Raw genomic sequence first — 20,362 nt, forward strand, 5'->3', positions numbered from 1 at the left:
GAAAGTAATGTTATATGTGATTCCGTTCATCATATTGCTCGTGGTCGCTGTCATTTTAAAAAAACGCGAAAAAAGCCAGAAGCAAGAGGCTAACTCCCCTAAAACGGTAAGTAGAAAAACCAATAAAAAAACGAACTCTAAAACAAGTAAAAACTCGCGTGAAAAAAGTAAAGTCAATGTGGTTGAAGAACCCATTCCCTCTACTCCACAAAGTAGCCCTGTTCCAGACGCTGTACGTCAAAAAATTCAGCTACTTATTCAAGAAAGACAATACTCGGCAGCTGAGGCTCAAGTCAATCAGGCGCTAAAAAAAGATAATACACAACATGAACTTTATTTATTGCTGCTTGAGATTCATATTGCACAAAAAGATGAGTTTGCAATAACTCAACTGATTGGCCATATTCGCAGTTTGTCACTCAATGAAATAGCCATTCAAGCAGAAGCTAGACAAAAAGAATATGAATCATCAAGACAACCTGATGCCATCGATTTTCCTCAAGCTCAAATATCCCAAGAGCCAAAAAATAAAGCTGACACAACAGCTCAGTTTGACCAGTTAACAGCAAGTTCTTCTGAGGCTTCTTTTGATGACTTGCAGCAAGACTATACCCCTGTAAAGCAAGAACCTGCTGTTGAAGTTGAACCTTTAGAGTTTAACTTTTCATTCGAACAAGCCACGACTACAGAAAGTGGCAGCCAACCGACGCAAGAATCGGAGTTACCGCCATCTCAACAAACAAATGATTTGGCTGACTTAGATTTTTCTTTTGATTTAGCACCACTGCATGAACCTGAGGAAAAAGCTCAAGTAGTAGAAATACCAGCAGACCAAGAGAACAATACGAATGTTTTGGATTTTAATCTTGAATTAAATCCTGCAAATTCAGAGCTAAAAACTCATGAGCAGACCTCATCGTTAGATGAGCTTAAATTGGTAGAACAAGCTCCATTAGAACCAATTTCACTAGCACCTCTTGAGTTTTCTTTAGATGAGCCTGCCTTAGTCACAACATCAGAGATTGACACTCAAAATCATATAAATTTAGTAGGTGAAGAGACTACTCCAGCTCAAACTCAAGACCCTCTTTTAGAAGCTTTTCCAGAATTAAAACAGTTAGATGAAAATGAACTTGATCTAAAACTTGCAGAGCAATACATCAAGTTAGGTGCTTATCCAGCAGCTCAAGCGTTATTGGCAAGTAATGAGCAAAAATTCAACACAGAACAACAACAACGCGCGAAAAACCTACTTAATCGCATAGCTTCTTAGAACTGTTCGATTTACCATAAGCAGTCAGAGATGACTGCTTTTTTATGCCTGCAAAAATATGAAAAAAATAGCCTTATTTTATATGGGTGGTACTTTTGGTTGCATTGGTGAACCTTTAGCTCCTATGCCTTATGACCAATTCCTACCTCAACTTGAAAAAGTGATTCCCCCACACTTAACAGTTGACTGCTTCGCTGCGCCCAATATTGTTGATAGCAGTGCATGTACAGCACCTGATTGGTTACGTCTAATTCAACGCATACAACAACTACAACTTGAAGGTTATCAACATTTCGTTGTTATTCATGGTACAGACACGCTCAGTTATGCGGCTGCAACCCTAGCCCGCTTTTTAGGCCAAAGCTGTCATATTGTAATTACTGGTAGCCAATACCCGTTACTTAATATTCAAGGTGACAATACTCGTGAATTTACTGATGCAATTGAGAACTTATACCTTGCATTAGAACAAGTAATTTCTCTACCTGTGGGTGCTTATCTCGCATTCCACCATCAAGTATTCCACGCACAAACTGCATTAAAAACGCATACGACTGAACTCGATGCTTTTTCAGGTTTAAGTAGTGAAGTTGAATTTGCGCCTCAGCAAAATGAATTGATCGTACAAGACAACCAAATTGAACGAGCAGCTTCATTTCAGATTTTAAACTGGATGATGCAACCGATTGCAACAGAGCACTTAGTTCAGCAATTACGTCACTTACTTCCAGCCCCTCCACACTTTTTAGTGTTACAAGGTTTTGGTACGGGTAATATTGCGGTAAACCAAGAATTACTTGCAACATTAGATGAACTGTATGCTCATGGTTGTGTTCCAATTTTGGCAACACAAGTGACTTTTGGGGGTATTGATCAACGTTATGCGATTAGTGCATGGGCGAAAACTGCAAAAATTGTCATTAGCGATGCTAATAGTCATGCAGATCTCTATGCAAAAGCACTTCAAATCTATTTAAAATACCCAACTCCAGAACAATGGCTAAGCCATTGGAACGAAAATTTGCATTAAACAGAGGTAAAGCCATGCAACGTTATGCGGTCGGTATTGAATTTAGCGGAGTTCAATACCGAGGTTGGCAAACACAACAGCCAGGCGTTGCCAGCGTTCAGGAAACGATTGAGCGTGTACTTAGCAAAATTGCAGATGAGCCTATTGCACTTCACGGCGCGGGTCGTACTGACGCTGGAGTACATGCAACAAATATGGTGGCACACTTTGATACGAACGCTATTCGCCCAGAAACAGGATGGTTAAGAGGGGCAAACAGCCAATTGCCTAAAGATATTTCCATTCAGTGGATTAAACTGATGGATGAAAGTTTTCATGCGCGTTTTAAAGCGACTGCACGACGTTACCGCTATATCATCTATAACACGCCCCATCGCCCAGCACTATTACACAAACAAGTTACTCACATTTACCAAAAGCTAGATGTGAAAAAAATGATTGAAGCTGCCAGTAAGTTTGAAGGAACGCATAACTTTGAAACCTTTCGCGCAGCAGCATGTCAGTCCAACCAGCCTGTGCGACATGTAACGCATTGCCGTTTATTTGAACATGGACGCTATTTGGTTCTAGATATTCAAGCAGATGGTTTTTTACATCACATGGTACGCAATATTGTCGGTTGCCTACTCGAAATTGGTCAAGGTATGTATGAAATTGATCATATCGATGCGATGTTTGCGGCACAGGATCGTAAAGCAGCTGGTGTAACTGCCCCACCCGACGGTCTTTATTTTATTCAGTGTAATTATCCTGAGCAGTTTGATTTACCGCAGCCACCGCTTGGGCCACATTGGCTAAACTTACCTGAGTAAGCTTAGCCCAATGCTGTATGTTTCTACCGGTGTTGTTTACGCTTACGGTACTCAACCGGTGTCTCATTCGTCCAACGCTTAAATGCACGATAGAACGTACTTGGTTCAGAGAAACCAGTTAAATACACAATACGCTCAACACTCTCGTTGGTATTTGCCAAAAGCTTTTTAGCCAAACGGCAACGATAGTCAGAAAGTATTTGTTGAAAACTGGTATTCGCCTCACTGAGCTGAGTACGTAAGCGACGCGGAGTAATATTCAACTGAGCAGCCACCGTTTCCAACGTGGTTTCTCCGCTTTCTAGTGTTGAACCAATTGCACGGCGAACTTCACCCACCAAATCATAACGGGCCAGTTCTTGCAATTTTTCAATTGCGAGCTGCTCATGCAATTGCAACAACTCAGGCTCTGCTTGCCAAAGCTGGAAATCTAAAATAGCAGGGTCAAAATATAAACGTGTCTCTTTCTGACCTAAGCTAACTGGGCAGCCGAATACACGGAAATATTCATCCTCAGAAGCACCTTCACTAAAATTAAAATCGATGAAGATAGGATGAAATTGTCCTTCGGTAATGAATTTAAAGAATCTAAGTATGCCTGAAATTGCACATTCGGAAAAATGACGGTTGACTAGATTGTCAGCGCCAATCTGTTCGCCATTGGTTAAATAACAACGTCCTTCTTCAACCACTAGTTTTGCATCAAATGCATCACTAATGAGTCGTTGATAAGCTAAAGCTCGTTTTAAGCCTTCACCAAAGGTTTCACTACTAATAAATAGATGTTCAATCACCTGCCCTCGATACAAAGGCAAATGCTCACCTAAATGCAGACCGATGTCTGGATCTTTACTGACTTCCTGAGCGGCAGTCCAAAAGGCGTACTGTGCACTTAACGGTGTACGTGCATTGGTATCGACCTGATTTAAAGCAACTCCCGCTTTGGTTAATATTTCTTCTGTTGGCAATCCCGCACGACGAATCGCTTGATAGCCAAAGCGTAATACAACTGATGCATCTGTTAGCTGACCCACGCAGTGCCCTTCCATGTAGATACTTCATTGATATTTAGGGCTGTTGACCTTTATGCAATTAACAGTCCCTAATAACTATGATTTTAGATTAGCGTTGATTGACCAAACTGACAACAGAATTACTCAGCTTTTGTGAAAAAAATTACATCTTTTTTGATTAGTCATAGTTTAACCAGATGCTTTAGCAGAAGTGTGTCTATCTTGTTTTTTTTAAAAAAATTGACTATAATTTGCGCCTTTCCAATTTGATCATCAGGTAGGCTATGGCCAATAAAGAGGAACTCATTGAGTTCGAAGGCGTTGTCACCGAAACGCTTCCTAATACGATGTTCCGTGTACGTCTTGAAAACGGTCACGAAGTTATTGCACACATTTCTGGTAAAATGCGTAAACACTATATTCGTATTCTTACTGGCGACAGTGTAAAAGTCGAAATGACTCCATATGACTTAACTAAAGGTCGTATTACGTACCGTGCTCGCTAATTAGTGAATGCAAAAAAGCCACTTTATGATGTGGCTTTTTTATTGCGTCATTTATTCATTTAAGCGACTGGTTTTACATCCTACCGTTTGGCATTCACGCAATCTTTCTTGCAGCCAATGGTTTCTTTCCTGCGTTGTCTGTAAACGACATTGCACGTCTACGCTATTCCTATTTGAATCTGTACACTCGGCATCACGTTGACGTATCCATGCAAGTTGAGACTTCTTAAGAATATTTTTCTGCGCGGTGTTTAACTTTACTCGTAGAGCTTGATAATTCTTATTCAGATCTGCATCAGCGCTCGCATAAATTTTATTTGTACAGTAGATATCATCGTAAGTATTGCGGGCACTATCACAGTTATCTGCATAGACCGAAGTCATTCCAAAGCTGCATAAAAAAGCAAAAACTATTTTTCTCATTCTTTTCTTCCTTAAGTTTTCTATGAAATTATTTTTAAAGTGGTACGAATGCAATGATAAATCGAAAGACAAATTTACCTTCCATTTATCATAATCCTCCTTTTTTACTTTACAAGCTTGTAAATACAACCTATTGTTCTTTAATAATAAATATAATTTTACATAGTGAGAAAAATGAACATATATACCCGATGCCAGATTGGCTTATTGTCTTTCATAATGATTTATCTTAACGGTTGTGCTAGCCACCTACACCAATCTGTAGATTTACAGGAATATTTAAAGGGCTTTCTAGGTAAATCATCTGCTAGTATTCAACAAGATATCAATTTACGTAGTCTTGGTTTTCAAGTCGCTAGCACTCCACAAAAAACATCCAACCAGCTCATCTATACGATTTTACGTCCGTTAAGCATCCCAATCCCGATGGTGAGTAATGTCGATATGAGAGGCGGTTCTGTTCCCATACAATCAGGTAATTTGAGTGGCAATTCTTATGATTTGAATTTCAACTGCAAAGTTATTTTTCAGCTTAAGAATGATATTGCTGAGTCTATTCAATATGAAGGTAAAGCCTGCTAAAACATAGGCACAAAAAAACGCAGCGTTGAGCTGCGTTTTTTATAAGAAGCTTTTAAGCAAGAGCAGCGACAACTGCCTCACCCATCTCAGCTGTACCAACTTTTGTCATGCCTTCAGACATAATATCCGCTGTACGTAAGCCTTGATCAAGTACTTGACCTACTGCATCTTCAATTGCTTTTGCAGCAGCTTCTTCACGGAATGTATAGCGAAGCATCATTGCAACTGAAAGAATTGTTGCCAATGGGTTCGCCACATTCTGACCCGCGATATCAGGTGCAGAACCATGGCAAGGCTCATACATACCTTTGCCATTTTCATCTAATGATGCAGATGGCAACATACCGATTGAACCTGTAAGCATTGCTGCTTCATCAGATAAGATATCGCCAAATAAGTTACCCGTTACGATCACGTCAAACTGTTTAGGCGCACGCACAAGTTGCATTGCAGCATTATCAACATACATGTGTGAAAGCTGAATGTTTGAATAATTCGCTTGCTGTAAGTCAGTAACTGTTTGCTTCCAAAGCTCTGTTACTTCTAAAACGTTGGCTTTATCTACCGAACACACCTTACCACCACGTAATCCTGCAAGTTCAAAAGCCACTTTTGCAATGCGTTTAATTTCACTTTCAGAATAAACGTCAGTGTTATAGCCTTGTTTCTCACCGTTTTCGAGTTCACGAATACCACGTGGCTGACCGAAATAGATCCCGCCAGTCAATTCACGAACAATTAAAATATCCAAGCCCGCAACAATTTCAGGTTTTAAGCTAGAAGCATCTGCTAATTGTGGATATAAAATCGCTGGGCGCAAGTTAGCAAACAAGTTAAGTTCACTACGAATTTTTAACAGACCACGTTCAGGACGAATAGAGCGCTCAATGGTGTCCCATTTTGGTCCGCCTACCGCACCTAATAAAATTGCATCTGCTTTTTTTGCCTGTTCACTCGTTACAGCTGGATACGGTTCGCCATGCGCATCAATTGCCGCGCCGCCTAGTAAGCCATGTTCCCAAGTTAACGATAAATTAAATTTTTCATTTACTGTATTTAATACTTTTTCTGCTGCCCCAACAATTTCAGGACCAATACCATCACCAGCTAAAATTAAAATCTGTTTAGACATGAACTTTTTCCATTTTCCAAAGACAAGCAGCGTTACAACTACCGCGGTGTTAGTTTTTTCTGTTCGAGGAATTCACCTAGTCCTGTTGTAACATCAAATGGTCGACAAAAACGGCGAACTACATGCTCATCTTGTTCTAAGTCAACACATAATGGATCTGGTACAGAAACATTCAGCAAACTACCCGAACGGTTAGTTTTGTCTCGGTACATTTTAAATGTATAGCGATGGTTGGCATTAAATTGGTGAATAACATGAATTGTTTCAGCCCGATCTGGAGAAATCGGATAGAAACGGATCACCACTTCATATTGTTTAGCAGGCACAGATAAATATAAGCTGTTAGTTTCGCTAAGCACTGAACCTTGTAATCTCACAATTCCTTGATGAATTGCCTGATTACTAATTCTTCGTGTTTGCGCATCTACTACAGTAATATCATTTAGTCGTTCAAATTCACAACTCTTCGCGCCCGAACAATATATTGCTGCATTCTGCCCCAAATTTTCTTGTTCAGCCTGCTTAATACGGACAGTATCCACTACATTGTAAGTGCTTTGACAAGCACTGAGTGTTATTGCGCACAGGCTCAACAAAAAGCTATGAGTAACGTTCCTCTTCATTGTTCAAGCCCAATCCTCATCTAGTGCATAATTCTAAGGTGTTTTTATGCTTTAGCATGTTAGCAAGAGTTTGAACGCTACGCCATGGCTATGTTTAAAATGTACCAAAAGGTTAATTTAACTCTTGGAATACCCAAGGACGAACTTGTTTAGTTTTTTCTTCATACGCGCGAATTGCGTCCGCATTTTGAAGAGTTAAACCAATATCATCCAAACCATTTAACAAGCAATGCTTACGAAATGGATCAACTTCAAATTTAAAAGCTTCACCTGTTGGCGTACGTACTTCTTGAGCTGCTAAATCAATTGTTAATTGATATCCGTCATTGGCAGCGCATTCTTTAAATAACTGATCAACAATTTCTTCTGACAAAATGACAGGTAACATGCCATTTTTGAAACAGTTATTAAAGAAAATATCAGCAAAGCTTGGCGCAATAACAGTACGGAAACCATATTCATTTAATGCCCAAGGCGCATGCTCACGGCTTGAACCACAACCAAAGTTAGTACGAGCAATTAAAACGGTTGCGCCTTGATAGCGAGGCTGATTTAAAACGAAATCCGGATTTTTGGGACGTATTGAATTGTCTTGTCCCGGATAACCTTCATCTAAATAACGAAGCTCATCAAATAAGTTGTCGCCAAAACCTGTACGTTTGATTGATTTCAAAAACTGTTTTGGAATAATTAAATCTGTATCGACATTGGCACGATCTAAGGGTGCAACGATACCTTGTTCAACTGTATAAGCTTTCATGGTTTGCTCCAGACCGAATTAAAATGAACGAACATCAACGAAGTGACCAGCGATTGCAGCAGCTGCCGCCATTGCCGGGCTCACTAAGTGAGTGCGACCGCCATTGCCTTGACGGCCTTCAAAGTTACGATTAGAGGTCGATGCACAGTGTTCGCCCGGTTGTAACTTATCTGCATTCATTGCTAAACACATTGAACAACCTGGTTCACGCCATTCAAAGCCAGCTTCCAAGAAGATTTTATCTAAGCCTTCTTTTTCTGCCTGTTGTTTAACTAAACCAGACCCCGGAACAATCATAGCTTGCTTAATGGTAGAAGCTACCTTACGGCCCTTAACTACCTCAGCTGCAGCACGGATATCTTCAATACGAGAGTTGGTACAAGAACCGATAAAGACACGATCAAGTTGAATATCACCTAATGCCTGTCCTGCATTTAAACCCATATATTGATAAGCACGTGTCCAGTCATTACGCTGAACATCATCTTTCGCTTGTTCTAAAGTTGGTACAGCTTCAGTGACCGGAATAACCATCTCAGGTGAAGTTCCCCAAGATACTTGTGGTTCGATTTCCGCACCATTTAACTCAACTACGGCATCAAACACAGCATCGTCATCTGAATGCAATGTGTTCCAGTAAGCAACGGCTTGTTTCCATTGCTCGCCTTTTGGTGCGTAGCTACGGCCTTTCACATATTCAATAGTTTTGTCATCGACTGCAACCATACCAACACGGGCACCGGCTTCAATTGCCATGTTACATACCGTCATACGTCCTTCAATCGACATATCACGGAACACTTGACCACCGAACTCGATTGCATAGCCTGTACCACCAGCAGTACCAATTTTAGCAATGATTGCTAACACCACATCTTTTGGTGTTACGCCCTTGCCCAATACGCCATCTACACGTACTAACATATTTTTAGATTTTTTCTGGATCAAACATTGTGTTGCTAACACATGTTCAACTTCAGATGTTCCAATACCATGCGCCAAGCAACCGAAAGCACCGTGAGTTGCTGTATGTGAATCACCACATACAACTGTCATGCCCGGCAAGGTTAAGCCCTGTTCGGGTCCAACCACATGCACAATACCTTGACGAATATCATTGATGCTAAATTCAACGATATTGAAAGCTTTACAGTTGTCATCTAAGGTTTGAACTTGAATACGGGATGTATCATCTTCAATACCGGCGATACCTTGGTCACGTTCTTTTTTAGATGTTGGAACGTTGTGGTCCGGTGTCGCAACGTTTGCACTTAAACGCCATGGTTGACGACCCGCAAGTTGCAAACCTTCAAATGCTTGTGGACTAGTCACTTCATGCAATAAATGACGGTCAATATAAAGTAAACATGAGCCATCATCACGCTGTGAAACAACGTGGTCATCCCACAATTTGTCATATAAAGTTTTGCCTGCCATGTCGTCTTGCTCCATTGGACTGGGTAATTCTAATCTTTCTTCGATTATAGCCAGAGTTTCACATAAATCTAATTTATCATTTTTATAAATTAGAAAACTTTTTGGAATTAATCATAATCCTTTTCAGATACATCATATTTAATAAATCGTTTTTGTTAATGATTATCATTTGCATAATCAATTTTTAATCTTATACTCTACTCTCTATACTAAAAATATCTAAAGTGGCTAAAGAGAATGATCATGGCTAATATTCAAAAATTCGTTATAAATAATCAACGTACCTTAAAGAAAACCTTAAGCTATTACATTATGCATATTAGTGTAGCGATGCTAGTCGCATACTTTGTAACAGGTAATATCTGGATGGCTTTAACATTAAGTATGCTTGAACCAACCGTACAAGCTTTTGCCTTTTTCTTCCATGAAAAAGTATGGGCAGCTAAAGATCGCCGTGTATCAGCCTTAGCTGAAAAAGAAACAGCGGCTTAGACTAAGATTAGTGCGGTAATTCACAACTTTCTCACTCGATTCGCTGCAAGCATGATACGATTTTGGCTTGGCAACTTTAGCCTCTCGATTTTTCTATTCCAAGTTGAGTTGTATTATGAATCTTGCAGCCTTTGAAGCTTTTGTAAAAGTTATGGAAACAGGGTCTATCTCTGTGGCAGCAGATCAGTTATTTATTACTCAACCTGCTGTTACCAAAAGAATTCATAGCTTAGAAGAATATTTTGGTGTAAAACTTTTTGAGTCCGCAGGCCGAGGTGTTCAAGCAACTCATGCTGCACATTCATTATTACCTAAGGTTAAAAACTGGCTCAATGAGCTGGGTGATATTCACCATACGCTTAGCCATGAACAAACGCAGGTGCAAGGCCGCTTAAAAGTCGGTACGAGTCATCATATTGGTTTGCATCACTTACCTGCACCACTTAAACACTTTGTTCAGCAATTTCCTCAAGTCACCTTAGATGTGCATTTTGTTGATTCAGAGCAAGCACATGAACAAGTATTGGCTGGTGATTTAGAGCTAGCATTTTTAACGCTTCCACCTTCAGGTGATGAGCGTCTTAACTACATTACGATCTGGAATGATCCTTTAGTCTTTGTTGCCGCTCCATTTCATCCACTGGCTCAAAAAAAGAATCTCACCTTACAAGATTTAATTGAATATCCAAGCTTATTACCAGCTGCACAAACTTACACTGCTCAAATCACTTTAGCTGAGTTTGAAAAACAAGGGCTCAAACCAAAAATCACCATGAGCAATAACCCTCTTGAGTCTATTCGCATGTTGGTGTCGATTGGTTTAGGTTGGTCAGTTTTACCCAAAACTTTGCTGAATCAGGATATGCAGCAGCTTGATTTAAATGTTGAGATGAATCGTCAATTAGGCATGGTGTGGCATCCTGCACGTACTCAATCTAGAGCCATGCAGGAACTGATTAAAATGATGCAGGAGTAGTCAATTAAATTGACCAGTCCTGAATTTCCCATTTATTTTCTTGAGCCAGTTTTTCAAGGCGATCATCAGGATTTACTGCAATTGCATGCGTTGCATATTCAAGTAGAAAACGGTCATTGATTGAATCGGAATAAGCCCAAGACTCAGACACGCTACGACCTTCCAACCAATCATCTAGACGTGCGAGTTTGCCCTTTTGATAACATGCTAAACCAGCAACTTTCCCAGTATATTTTCCATCAGCAACTTCAGCATTGGTCGCTAAAATTTCAGTAATACCAAATTCACGGAAAATTGGTGCAGTAATAAAATCACTTGTTGCAGTAATTCCGACAATCGTATGCCCTAAATCCTGATGTTTTTTGATTGCAGCAAAACCTTTTGGACGCATTTGCGGGCGAATCACTTTTTGCATGAACAATTGGTGGAGTTCTGTTAAGTAATTATTGTCATGCTGGGTTAAAAAGCCAAAAACGAATTCATTATAAGCATATGGGTCAAGTTGCCCTGCTTTGTAATCTTCATAAAATTTATCATTCATCTGACGATGATGAACCGGATCAACCAAACCTTCATTGACTAAAAATTCACCCCAAGAATGGTCTGAATCGGTATTTAACAAGGTATGGTCTAAATCAAACAACGCCAGTTTCATGAAAATTCTCGTTTAAACTGAAATTTAAGAAAAAAAATGTAAATCTATCTCCGCTAGTCGATAGAAATTCGTTAAGATCGTAGCAATTTAAACATTTTACTTTGATCTTTTCGAGCTGGACATAAAAAAGTGTTTGTCCCCGCGATTAAAGTCAACGATATAGACAATATTTAGGTAGCCAAATGATCGATTCAGAAGGTTTCCGACCGAATGTCGGGATCATTTTGGCAAACGATGATGGACAGGTTTTATGGGCAAAGCGCATTGGTCACAATGCTTGGCAATTTCCACAAGGAGGCATCCAGTTTGGAGAAACCCCTGAACAGGCACTTTTTCGAGAACTGAGAGAAGAAATCGGCTTATTGCCCGAACATGTCCAGATTATTGCGCAAACCAAAGGATGGCTGCGTTATCGTTTGCCACATCGGTACATTCGGTCAGACTCTGACCCCGTATGTATCGGACAGAAACAAAAATGGTTTTTACTGAAGTTAACTGCGCCTGCAAAAAATATTCAGTTAAACCTCTCCGACCCGCCCGAATTCGATGAATGGCAGTGGGTTAGCTATTGGTATCCTCTTGGCCAAGTGGTGAACTTCAAGCGTGATGTTTATCGTAAAGCCATGGTGGAGTTGTGTACACAGTTGCCGATGCAACAATTACCCTAAAAATCATTTATCTAGCAAATGATTTTTATTAAAAGTGCTGTTATAAATACATTCATAGTCTAAAAAAATACTGGAGTATACATCCATGTCAAACATGCAACTCGACACTCTACGGCGCATTGTCCAAGAGGTTAATGCGTCCGTCAGTTTGCATGAATCGTTAGACATCATGGTCAATCAGGTTGCTGAAGCCATGAAAGTGGATGTTTGCTCTATTTATTTACTCGATGAACGTAACCAGCGCTATGTATTGATGGCCTCTAAAGGCTTAAATCCAGAATCTGTAGGCCACGTATCTTTGCAGCTCGGTGAAGGCTTGGTCGGTCTGGTTGGGCAGCGTGAAGAAATTGTTAACCTTGACAATGCACCAAAACATGAACGGTTCTTGTATTTACCTGAAACAGGCGAAGAAATTTATAACTCATTCCTTGGTGTACCTGTCATGTATCGCCGTAAGGTTATGGGTGTTTTGGTTGTCCAAAACAAACTTCCTCAAGATTTTAGCGAAGCAGCCGAGTCTTTTTTAGTTACGCTCTGTGCTCAGCTTTCTGGCGTGATTGCCCACGCTCATGCAGTTGGAAATATTGATGTATTTCGCAAACCAAGTAATGGCCCTGCCTATAAAACCTTCCAAGGTGCTTCAGGTGCAGGCGGTGTTGCTTTAGGTCGCGCTATTATTTTATATCCACCTGCTGATTTGGGTTCTGTACCCGATCGTGAAGCAGAAGATATTAGCGATGAACTCCGAATTTTAGATCAAGCCATTTCATCAGTTCGTTCAGAGATTCGCTCTCTAGATGAAAAAATGCATGATTCTTTAATGGCTGAAGAGCGCGCTTTATTTAGTGTTTTCTTAAGAATGCTAGATGAAAATGCTTTACCAGCAGAAATTAAAGAACTCATCCGTGATGGACATTGGGCACAAGGTGCAGTACGTCGTGTTATTGAAAAGCACACTGCCCTATTTGCACAAATGGAAGATGATTATCTTCGTGAACGAGTTTCTGACCTTAAAGATTTAGGACGACGTATTTTAGCGTGTTTACAAGAAGAAGATTCTAGCCACCGTGAACTCAGCCCAGACAGTATTTTAATTGGTGAAGAGATTAGTACTGCGGCACTCGTAGAGCTGCCTGTAGACAATATTGCAGCAATTGTGACATCAGAAGGTGCTGCCAACTCACATATGGTGATTGTGGCTCGTGCCTTAGGTATTCCGACCGTAGTTGGTGTAACTGAACTGCCTGTTAACACACTTGATGACGCAGAAATGATCGTGGATGCCTATCAAGGCCGTGTTTTTGTTAATCCTCCACGTCGTTTACGCCAACGTTATAAAGAAATTCAAAAAGAAGATGAACAGATCGCAAAGGATCTCAAACAATATGAGACCAAAGAAGCGATTACTCCAGATGGCGTGTCCGTTCAACTTTATGTAAACACAGGCCTCATGATTGACGTAGTCCGCGGTGTACAACGCGGTGCTCAAGGTGTAGGTCTTTACCGAAGTGAAATTCCCTTCATGTTACGGGAACGTTTTCCGGGTGAAGAAGAACAACGTGCAATCTACCGTCAACAGTTGAGTCACTTTGCCAACAAACCTGTGGTGATGCGAACTCTGGATATCGGTGCAGATAAAGACCTGCCATATTTCAGTATTGAAGAAGAAAACTCAGCATTAGGCTGGCGTGGTATTCGTTTCACGCTTGATCATCCTGAGATTTTTTCTTCACAAATACGCGCCATGCTCAAAGCCAGTATTGGTTTAAATAATTTGCATATTTTATTGCCAATGGTCACTACAGTCAGTGAAGTCGAAGAAGTACTTTATTTGCTTGAACGTGACTGGATTGCGGTGCAAGAAGAAGAGCAAGTTAAAATTACCAAGCCGAAAATTGGCATTATGGTTGAGGTGCCGAGCGTACTGCTACAAATTGATGAGTTTGCTGAACTCGTCGATTTCTTCTCGGTCGGTTCAAATGACTTAACACAGTATTTACTTGCGGTTGACCGTAATAATCCACATGTGGCCAACGTTTACTCACACTTCCATCCATCCATTCTACGTGCGCTAACTCGCTTAGTTAAAGAATGCCATGAATATAAAAAACCTATCAGTATTTGTGGTGAGATGGCGGGTGATCCATTATCGGCAATTTTGCTCATGGCGATGGGCTTTAATACCCTTTCAATGAGTTCGAGTAACATTTTGCGAGTACGAAAAGCAATTTGTCATGTTCCGATGACAGATGCACAAAAGTTACTGGATGATGTCATGAAAATGAATAATCCACTCATTGTAAAAAGCTGGCTTGAGTACTACTTTAAAACGCATGGCCTAGCTGATATGGTCAAATCGAATCGAATCGTAAACGTTTAATATATAAACGATAAAGGAGAGCAATGCTCTCCTTTATTTTGTTTAAGATAGCTTCTACTACAACTAAATATAAAAAATTTCTTTTTCAATATTTATCTCGTTCAAACCTTTTAAACAAACATATAATCGGTTTTTCAAATCAATATTGACAGTTTAATCCATTTGAAAAATAAGACTCCGACTCCTAGTATATTTAAAGAGCGTTATTAAAAGATCTTACGTTGTTCCAACAATTGAAGAGGTAATTCTATGCATCGTTATTCACAGGTTTCATCTTATTTTTCCTCTTGTTTTTTAACCTTCATGCAGTAAATTGGAGGAATAACAATTAAAGGAATCTGATGCATTATTAAATAAAAAATAATGGGCTGACATCTTAGTGAAAAGACTTTTCAAACAGTTTCTCTCACCATTTGTTCACTCATTTCTTTATTTGATAAACATGAGTTTTTAAACCAGAAGTCCAGGAAAATGAGCCCTAACATTTTTACTAAGAGCTCAATAATTATTACCCAGAGAGAATATAACCATGTCAGACGAATCAAAATGTCCTTTTTCAGGCCATAAATCAAAACCAGAGGTAACAGTCGGTGGTGGCACGCCTAGTTTACACTGGTGGCCAAAACAACTACGCGTTGATTTACTGAATCAACATTCAGAACGCTCTAATCCACTCAGTAAAGATTTTGATTACCGTAAAGAGTTTAAAAAACTCGACTATTATGCACTCAAAGCTGATATCAAAAATGTGTTAACCGATTCTCAAGATTGGTGGCCAGCCGATTGGGGAAATTATACAGGCTTATTTATCCGTTTAGCATGGCACGCTGCCGGCACCTATCGTATGGGTGATGGTCGTGGTGGTGCTGGTCGTGGTCAACAACGTTTTGCACCTTTAAATAGTTGGCCTGACAATGCAAGCCTAGATAAAGCACGCCGCTTATTATGGCCAGTTAAACAAAAATACGGTCAAAAAATATCGTGGGCAGATTTATTTATCCTTGCTGGAAACATCGCACTTGAGTCTTCGGGCTTCCGCACTTTCGGTTTTGGCGCAGGCCGTGAAGATGTCTGGGAACCAGACAACGACGTAAACTGGGGTGATGAGAAAGAATGGTTAGCTCATCGTAACTCAGAAGCTTTAGAAGGTAGTAATCTCGCTGCAACTGAAATGGGTCTAATCTATGTAAACCCTGAAGGTCCACAAGCCAGCGGTGACCCTAAATCAGCTGCGCCATTTATTCGCGCGACTTTCGGCAATATGGCAATGGATGATGAAGAAATTGTTGCTTTGATCGCAGGCGGTCATACCTTAGGTAAAACCCATGGTGCTGGCTCTGCTGACCATGTTCAGGCTGATCCTGAGGGAGCGTCAATTGAACAAATGGGCTTTGGCTGGTCAAACAGTTTTGGTACTGGTGTTGGTAAAGATGCGATCACTTCAGGCTTAGAAGTCATTTGGTCACAAACGCCAACCCAATGGAGCAACTACTTCTTTGAAAACCTATTCAAATACGAGTGGGTACAAGAACGTTCCCCTGCTGGTGCAATTCAATGGGTAGCAGCAGATGCTGAGGCGATCATCCCAGATCCATTCGACCCATCAGTTAAACGTAAGCCAACAATGCTTACTACAGATTTGACCTTACGTTTTGATCCTGAGTTTGAAAAGATCTCTCGTCGTTTCCTTAACGATCCACAAGCCTTTGCCAATGCTTTTGCCCGTGCGTGGTACAAATTAACTCACCGTGATATGGGACCAAAAGCACGTTATTTAGGCCCTGAAGTTCCGGCTGAAGATTTAATTTGGCAAGACCCATTACCGGCTGCTAACACGATTCCGTCTTCTGCTAGTATTGATGATGCAAAAGCAAAAATCGTTGCACTAGGGCTATCTGCTGGTGAGTTGGTTTCTCTTGGTTGGGCTTCAGCGTCAACTTTCCGTGGTGGAGACAAGCGTGGCGGTGCAAACGGCGCACGTATTGCTTTATCGCCACAACGTGAATGGGAAGTAAACAAAAAAGCTGTTGAGACTTTAACTAAAATTGAAGAACTCAAAGCCTCAACTCAACTGTCATTAGCTGACTTAATTGTGCTTGCAGGTAACGTTGGCGTAGAGCAAGCTGCTCAAGCGGCAGGTTTCAATATTAGCGTTCCATTTGCCGCGGGTCGTGTTGATGCATTACAGAGTCAAACTGATGTCGAATCTTTCCAATTACTTCTCGGTCTTGCCGATGGTTTTAGAAACTGGAAAAAAGACGGCATCAGCGCATCAACTGAGGCATTATTAATTGATAAAGCACAAAAACTGACTTTGACTGCACCAGAGTTAACAGTATTGATTGGTGGTTTACGTGTACTAGGCACTAACTGGGATGGTTCACAACACGGTGTATTCACTCAGCAAGTTGGTGTACTCAGCACAGACTTCTTTACGAACTTACTCGACATGTCCACTGTATGGGCACCTGTTGATTCAACAAGCGAAGTATTTGAAGGCAAAGACCGTAAAACAGGCGCAGTAAAATTTACTGCAACACGTAATGATTTAGTCTTCGGTTCAAACTCAATCTTACGTGCATTGGCCGAAGTTTATGCTCAAGCAGATGGTAAAGAAAAATTTGTTCAAGACTTTGTTGCTGCATGGACTAAAGTTATGAATCTTGACCGTTTTGACTTAGCATAATTTTGTCAAAATAATAAAAAGCCAGTTCAAATTGAACTGGCTTTTTTCATATCAAATATTAAGTTTTAAACAGTCAGTTTATGCCCTTCCCGAATGCAATAAAAAGGATTTGCAAGCTTTGACGATGCTTTAATTGCTTGACCTAGAGCATGCTCTGGATCTTCTCTGTCCTCATCAGTCAACTGGAAAGTCCGATAATGAATCGCAACAGAACGATGAGCTTGTAAATCAAAGTGTGCATGTAGCGCATCTTGTGGATTCATATGTACATAGCTCATCAATTCACGAGGCTCATACGCACCTATTGGAAGTAAGGCTACACGTGGTGCACCATAACGAGCATGAATTTGCTTAAAGTGCCCCGCATAACCGGTATCACCCGCAAAGAAACAATGACCTGTTTTAGCCACAACCGAAAAGCCTCCCCAGAGTGCTTTATTTTGGTCACGTAAACCACGACCTGAACCATGCTGTGCAGGTGTATAGATTATTCTTAATTCGTGATAGGGAATTTCTTGCCACCAATCCATTTCAATCACATGAAATTCTTTTGGTAGGTAAAACCCATTCCCGAGTCCAGTGTAAATTGGCATTGCGAATTTTTTGTGTAGCCATTCCAGCGTAGCCAAATCCATATGATCATAATGATTATGGCTGAGTAGAACACCATGAATTGTCGGTAATTGCTCTAGTGCAAATCCTGCAGGGCATACACGGCGTGGTCCACGTCCTTGGGAGGGACTAGCATAATCACACCACACTGGGTCAGTAATAAAGTTATAAGGTCCGATCTGAATCAGCACAGTTGCATGCCCAACAAACCAAACTTGCCAATCATCTAAATCTGCTTGAGGTCGATTTTGTGGCAATGCTACAGCCGTATTTATGCGGGTTTCATATTCACTTTGAATATCTACTTTCCATGTAAAAGACTCACGCGTAACTAACCAACGCAATAACTCTTTTGAACCACGTGCACGTGATTTAGGCTGTTGATTATAAAAACGCGTATCCGTTTCATGCCCAGACTCGGGATGACAAAAAGGAGGTTTTATCCATGTATGCGTCCAACAGGACTGAGTCGGCAATTGATATGTTAATGTCGGCTTGTCTTTCATGGGCTTTTCTATGTTTTAGCATCAGCAGAATGGATGTGTTCAGGTTTCTATCTTAACGATTAAAAGAAATTAAGCTATGGCACTTACACTTATTTATCATATAAATATCCTTTTTACCGTGGACACAGCCAACCTAAGTCGAATTAGAGTGCCATAAAAAACACATAGATGTGTTGGGTTTATGCGTCAGTAATTACCATTCTTATTAAGACCTATTGTATAACATAACAATTATAGAATGCCTAAAGCCACCCTAGAACCGTACTGTTTCCTCTTTATCGCTTCCAATTTTTAACTTTGAATTAGTTTGCTCAAAAAAAAATAATATATTTAGTAACAATTACAGTTCAGTAGATTTAGGCGGCCTACAAGTTATAAAATTATTATATTATTCTCGTTTTTGCATATTATGAGAATTTCTTAAATGAATATTCAAAACATTTAAAAAATTCTTTGATTAAGTAAAGATAATGTATTTGTTGACTAATCAATAATATATTTTATGAATTATTAAAGCCTACTCCCCTATATTAAATCTTTAATGAAAATTAAAATTCCATTTATTTTATAAATACCTAAAGCACCTTCACGCTATATCTATTTATGCTTTATACTTCACTTAAATCATAGTAAGACATTTTTTGGATTAGTCTTATGGAACTACGCCATCTCCGATATTTCATTACCGTTGCTGAAGAATTAAATTTTAGTAAAGCCGCTCTTAAACTTTTCACTGCACAACCCTCCCTTAGCCAGCAAATTAAAGATTTAGAAGAAGATGTCGGTGTACGACTTTTAAACCGCACAAAACGCAAAGTTGAGTTAACCGAAGAAGGTGAAGTATTTTTAGAGCATGCTCGGCTCACCCTTGCTCAAGCCGAAAAAGCGGTTGCTATGGCACGGCAGGTTTCAAAGGCGAAACAGCAACTCTTACGTATCGGTTTCGTCCCCATCGCAGAAATGAAAATTTTCCCTTACGTTCTTCCTAACCTACGACTACAACACCCCGACCTTACTATTGAATTATCTAACTTAAACAATACCGAACAGCTTAAAGCCTTAAAAAAAGGTGAATTAGACATCACTTTTACCCGTGAAAACACAGATAGTGATGAAATCCAAAGCCAATTTGTTTTAACTGAACCCCTAATTTTCTTGCTTCCTAAAAATCATCCGCTTGCTCAATACGAAAGAATTCCCGTACATGCTTTACAAGGCATTGATTTTATTATTCCCGCTGCCGAACAATCACAAACATTACACAACACGATTTTAGACTTCGCTAAGACTCACAATATCGATCTCAATATTGTTCAAAAAGCAGACAGTATGCTCTTCAATATTAACTCTCTTGGCTCTGGATTAGGTTGTACAATTTTACCCGCCTACGTGGCACCTTTAGGAATCAAAAATACGGTCGTTCGTCCACTTGACGTTGAGTTGCCGACACTTGATTTATTTGTAAATTACCGTAAAAACTCACAATCTGTAGGTGTGCAAAAATTTATTGATCAACTCACTAAAGTATTTCATCTCGATAAAAACTTAAATCACGCTTAATTATCAAAAATAATTTTATTATTAATAAGGCTATCTTTATAAAAAAGTATAAATAAATATTCTTTCTATTTATTTTATACTTTTTATAAATAGTCTAATCTTGATTATTGTTCTATTTTACCATTTGAGTAAAAGCACACATCTCATAATATATAACTGAAAGAAATTGGAATAAAATCTATATAAAACTGAATATTATTTTCACCATTCAATAAAAAAATAATATATGTATTACG

General features: G+C 39.8%; 19 protein-coding genes. 11 read left to right on the top strand and 8 right to left on the bottom strand.

The features are described 5' to 3' along the window. Nucleotides 1-7 precede the first annotated feature (7 nt). From KTI78_RS07860 to truA, 3 genes are read left to right on the top strand one after another with little or no spacing between them, the layout of a single operon-like run. Nucleotides 8-1,273, top strand: a complete 1,266-nt coding sequence (locus tag KTI78_RS07860; RefSeq protein WP_262445705.1) for a hypothetical protein — start codon at nt 8-10, stop codon at nt 1,271-1,273. 58 nt (nt 1,274-1,331) lie between these two features. Next, nucleotides 1,332-2,303 carry an asparaginase gene (locus KTI78_RS07865; protein WP_025470385.1) on the top strand — a complete coding sequence of 324 codons (972 nt, stop codon included), beginning with the start codon at nt 1,332-1,334 and terminating at the stop codon, nt 2,301-2,303. A gap of 14 nt (nt 2,304-2,317) precedes the next feature. Beyond that, on the top strand, nt 2,318-3,115 hold the full coding sequence (truA, locus tag KTI78_RS07870; RefSeq protein ID WP_239968263.1) for a tRNA pseudouridine(38-40) synthase TruA: 798 nt from the start codon (nt 2,318-2,320) through the stop codon (nt 3,113-3,115). Between the two features lie 23 nt (nt 3,116-3,138). On the opposite strand, the gene KTI78_RS07875 is transcribed toward truA, so the two are convergent. Then, nucleotides 3,139-4,149, bottom strand: coding sequence for an AraC family transcriptional regulator (locus tag KTI78_RS07875; protein ID WP_016142299.1), 1,011 nt, complete (start codon nt 4,147-4,149; stop codon nt 3,139-3,141). A gap of 263 nt (nt 4,150-4,412) precedes the next feature. Here KTI78_RS07875 and infA point away from each other — a divergent pair, with 263 nt between their 5' ends. Continuing rightward, nucleotides 4,413-4,634, top strand: a complete 222-nt coding sequence (gene infA / locus KTI78_RS07880) for a translation initiation factor IF-1 (protein ID WP_001284370.1) — start codon at nt 4,413-4,415, stop codon at nt 4,632-4,634. A gap of 51 nt (nt 4,635-4,685) precedes the next feature. On the opposite strand, the gene KTI78_RS07885 is transcribed toward infA, so the two are convergent. After that, nucleotides 4,686-5,057, bottom strand: coding sequence for a lysozyme inhibitor LprI family protein (locus KTI78_RS07885; RefSeq protein WP_238514556.1), 372 nt, complete (start codon nt 5,055-5,057; stop codon nt 4,686-4,688). A 174-nt stretch (nt 5,058-5,231) separates the two neighbouring features. Between KTI78_RS07885 and KTI78_RS07890 the strand changes: the two genes are divergently transcribed. Next, nucleotides 5,232-5,639 (top strand): hypothetical protein, encoded by a 408-nt coding sequence (locus KTI78_RS07890; protein WP_262445708.1) that lies wholly within the window; start codon nt 5,232-5,234, stop codon nt 5,637-5,639. 52 nt (nt 5,640-5,691) lie between these two features. Here the strand turns inward: KTI78_RS07890 and leuB are convergent, their stop codons facing one another. From leuB to leuC, 4 genes are all read right to left on the bottom strand, one after another. Continuing rightward, nucleotides 5,692-6,771 (bottom strand): 3-isopropylmalate dehydrogenase, encoded by a 1,080-nt coding sequence (leuB, locus tag KTI78_RS07895; protein ID WP_002114882.1) that lies wholly within the window; start codon nt 6,769-6,771, stop codon nt 5,692-5,694. A 38-nt stretch (nt 6,772-6,809) separates the two neighbouring features. Next, complete coding sequence (locus tag KTI78_RS07900; protein WP_016142302.1) at nt 6,810-7,394, bottom strand: hypothetical protein; 585 nt, start codon at nt 7,392-7,394, stop codon at nt 6,810-6,812. A 112-nt stretch (nt 7,395-7,506) separates the two neighbouring features. After that, nucleotides 7,507-8,154: a 3-isopropylmalate dehydratase small subunit gene (gene leuD / locus KTI78_RS07905; RefSeq protein WP_016142303.1), complete on the bottom strand. Its 648-nt coding sequence runs from the start codon at nt 8,152-8,154 to the stop codon at nt 7,507-7,509. 18 nt (nt 8,155-8,172) lie between these two features. Then, nucleotides 8,173-9,591 carry a 3-isopropylmalate dehydratase large subunit gene (leuC, locus tag KTI78_RS07910; RefSeq protein WP_262445712.1) on the bottom strand — a complete coding sequence of 473 codons (1,419 nt, stop codon included), beginning with the start codon at nt 9,589-9,591 and terminating at the stop codon, nt 8,173-8,175. Between the two features lie 237 nt (nt 9,592-9,828). Between leuC and KTI78_RS07915 the strand changes: the two genes are divergently transcribed. Next, nucleotides 9,829-10,083 carry a DUF2061 domain-containing protein gene (locus KTI78_RS07915; protein WP_199984189.1) on the top strand — a complete coding sequence of 85 codons (255 nt, stop codon included), beginning with the start codon at nt 9,829-9,831 and terminating at the stop codon, nt 10,081-10,083. A gap of 115 nt (nt 10,084-10,198) precedes the next feature. Continuing rightward, nucleotides 10,199-11,059 carry a LysR family transcriptional regulator gene (locus KTI78_RS07920; protein WP_016142306.1) on the top strand — a complete coding sequence of 287 codons (861 nt, stop codon included), beginning with the start codon at nt 10,199-10,201 and terminating at the stop codon, nt 11,057-11,059. Nucleotides 11,060-11,063: 4 nt separating this feature from the next. Here KTI78_RS07920 and KTI78_RS07925 read toward each other — a convergent pair whose 3' ends face one another. Beyond that, on the bottom strand, nt 11,064-11,714 hold the full coding sequence (locus KTI78_RS07925) for an HAD family hydrolase (RefSeq protein WP_262445714.1): 651 nt from the start codon (nt 11,712-11,714) through the stop codon (nt 11,064-11,066). 182 nt (nt 11,715-11,896) lie between these two features. Here KTI78_RS07925 and KTI78_RS07930 point away from each other — a divergent pair, with 182 nt between their 5' ends. The 3 genes from KTI78_RS07930 (at nt 11,897) to katG (ending at nt 17,448) form a co-directional block, all read left to right on the top strand. After that, a complete protein-coding gene (locus KTI78_RS07930) occupies nt 11,897-12,382 on the top strand; it encodes an RNA pyrophosphohydrolase (RefSeq protein ID WP_000567255.1) in 486 nt (161 codons plus the stop codon). Nucleotides 12,383-12,467: 85 nt separating this feature from the next. Beyond that, nucleotides 12,468-14,762 (top strand): phosphoenolpyruvate--protein phosphotransferase, encoded by a 2,295-nt coding sequence (gene ptsP / locus KTI78_RS07935; protein ID WP_016142308.1) that lies wholly within the window; start codon nt 12,468-12,470, stop codon nt 14,760-14,762. A gap of 529 nt (nt 14,763-15,291) precedes the next feature. Next, on the top strand, nt 15,292-17,448 hold the full coding sequence (gene katG / locus KTI78_RS07940) for a catalase/peroxidase HPI (RefSeq protein WP_262445717.1): 2,157 nt from the start codon (nt 15,292-15,294) through the stop codon (nt 17,446-17,448). Between the two features lie 65 nt (nt 17,449-17,513). Here the strand turns inward: katG and KTI78_RS07945 are convergent, their stop codons facing one another. Further along, nucleotides 17,514-18,566 carry an MBL fold metallo-hydrolase gene (locus KTI78_RS07945; RefSeq protein WP_262445718.1) on the bottom strand — a complete coding sequence of 351 codons (1,053 nt, stop codon included), beginning with the start codon at nt 18,564-18,566 and terminating at the stop codon, nt 17,514-17,516. Nucleotides 18,567-19,220: 654 nt separating this feature from the next. On the opposite strand from KTI78_RS07945, the gene hcaR reads away from it, so the two are divergent. Beyond that, nucleotides 19,221-20,126, top strand: a complete 906-nt coding sequence (gene hcaR, locus KTI78_RS07950) for a DNA-binding transcriptional regulator HcaR (RefSeq protein ID WP_224992342.1) — start codon at nt 19,221-19,223, stop codon at nt 20,124-20,126. The last annotated feature ends 236 nt before the right edge of the window (nt 20,127-20,362 follow it).

The sequence above is a fragment of the Acinetobacter sp. WU_MDCI_Abxe161 genome (assembly GCF_025514355.1).
Lineage (GTDB): Bacteria > Pseudomonadota > Gammaproteobacteria > Pseudomonadales > Moraxellaceae > Acinetobacter > Acinetobacter pittii_E.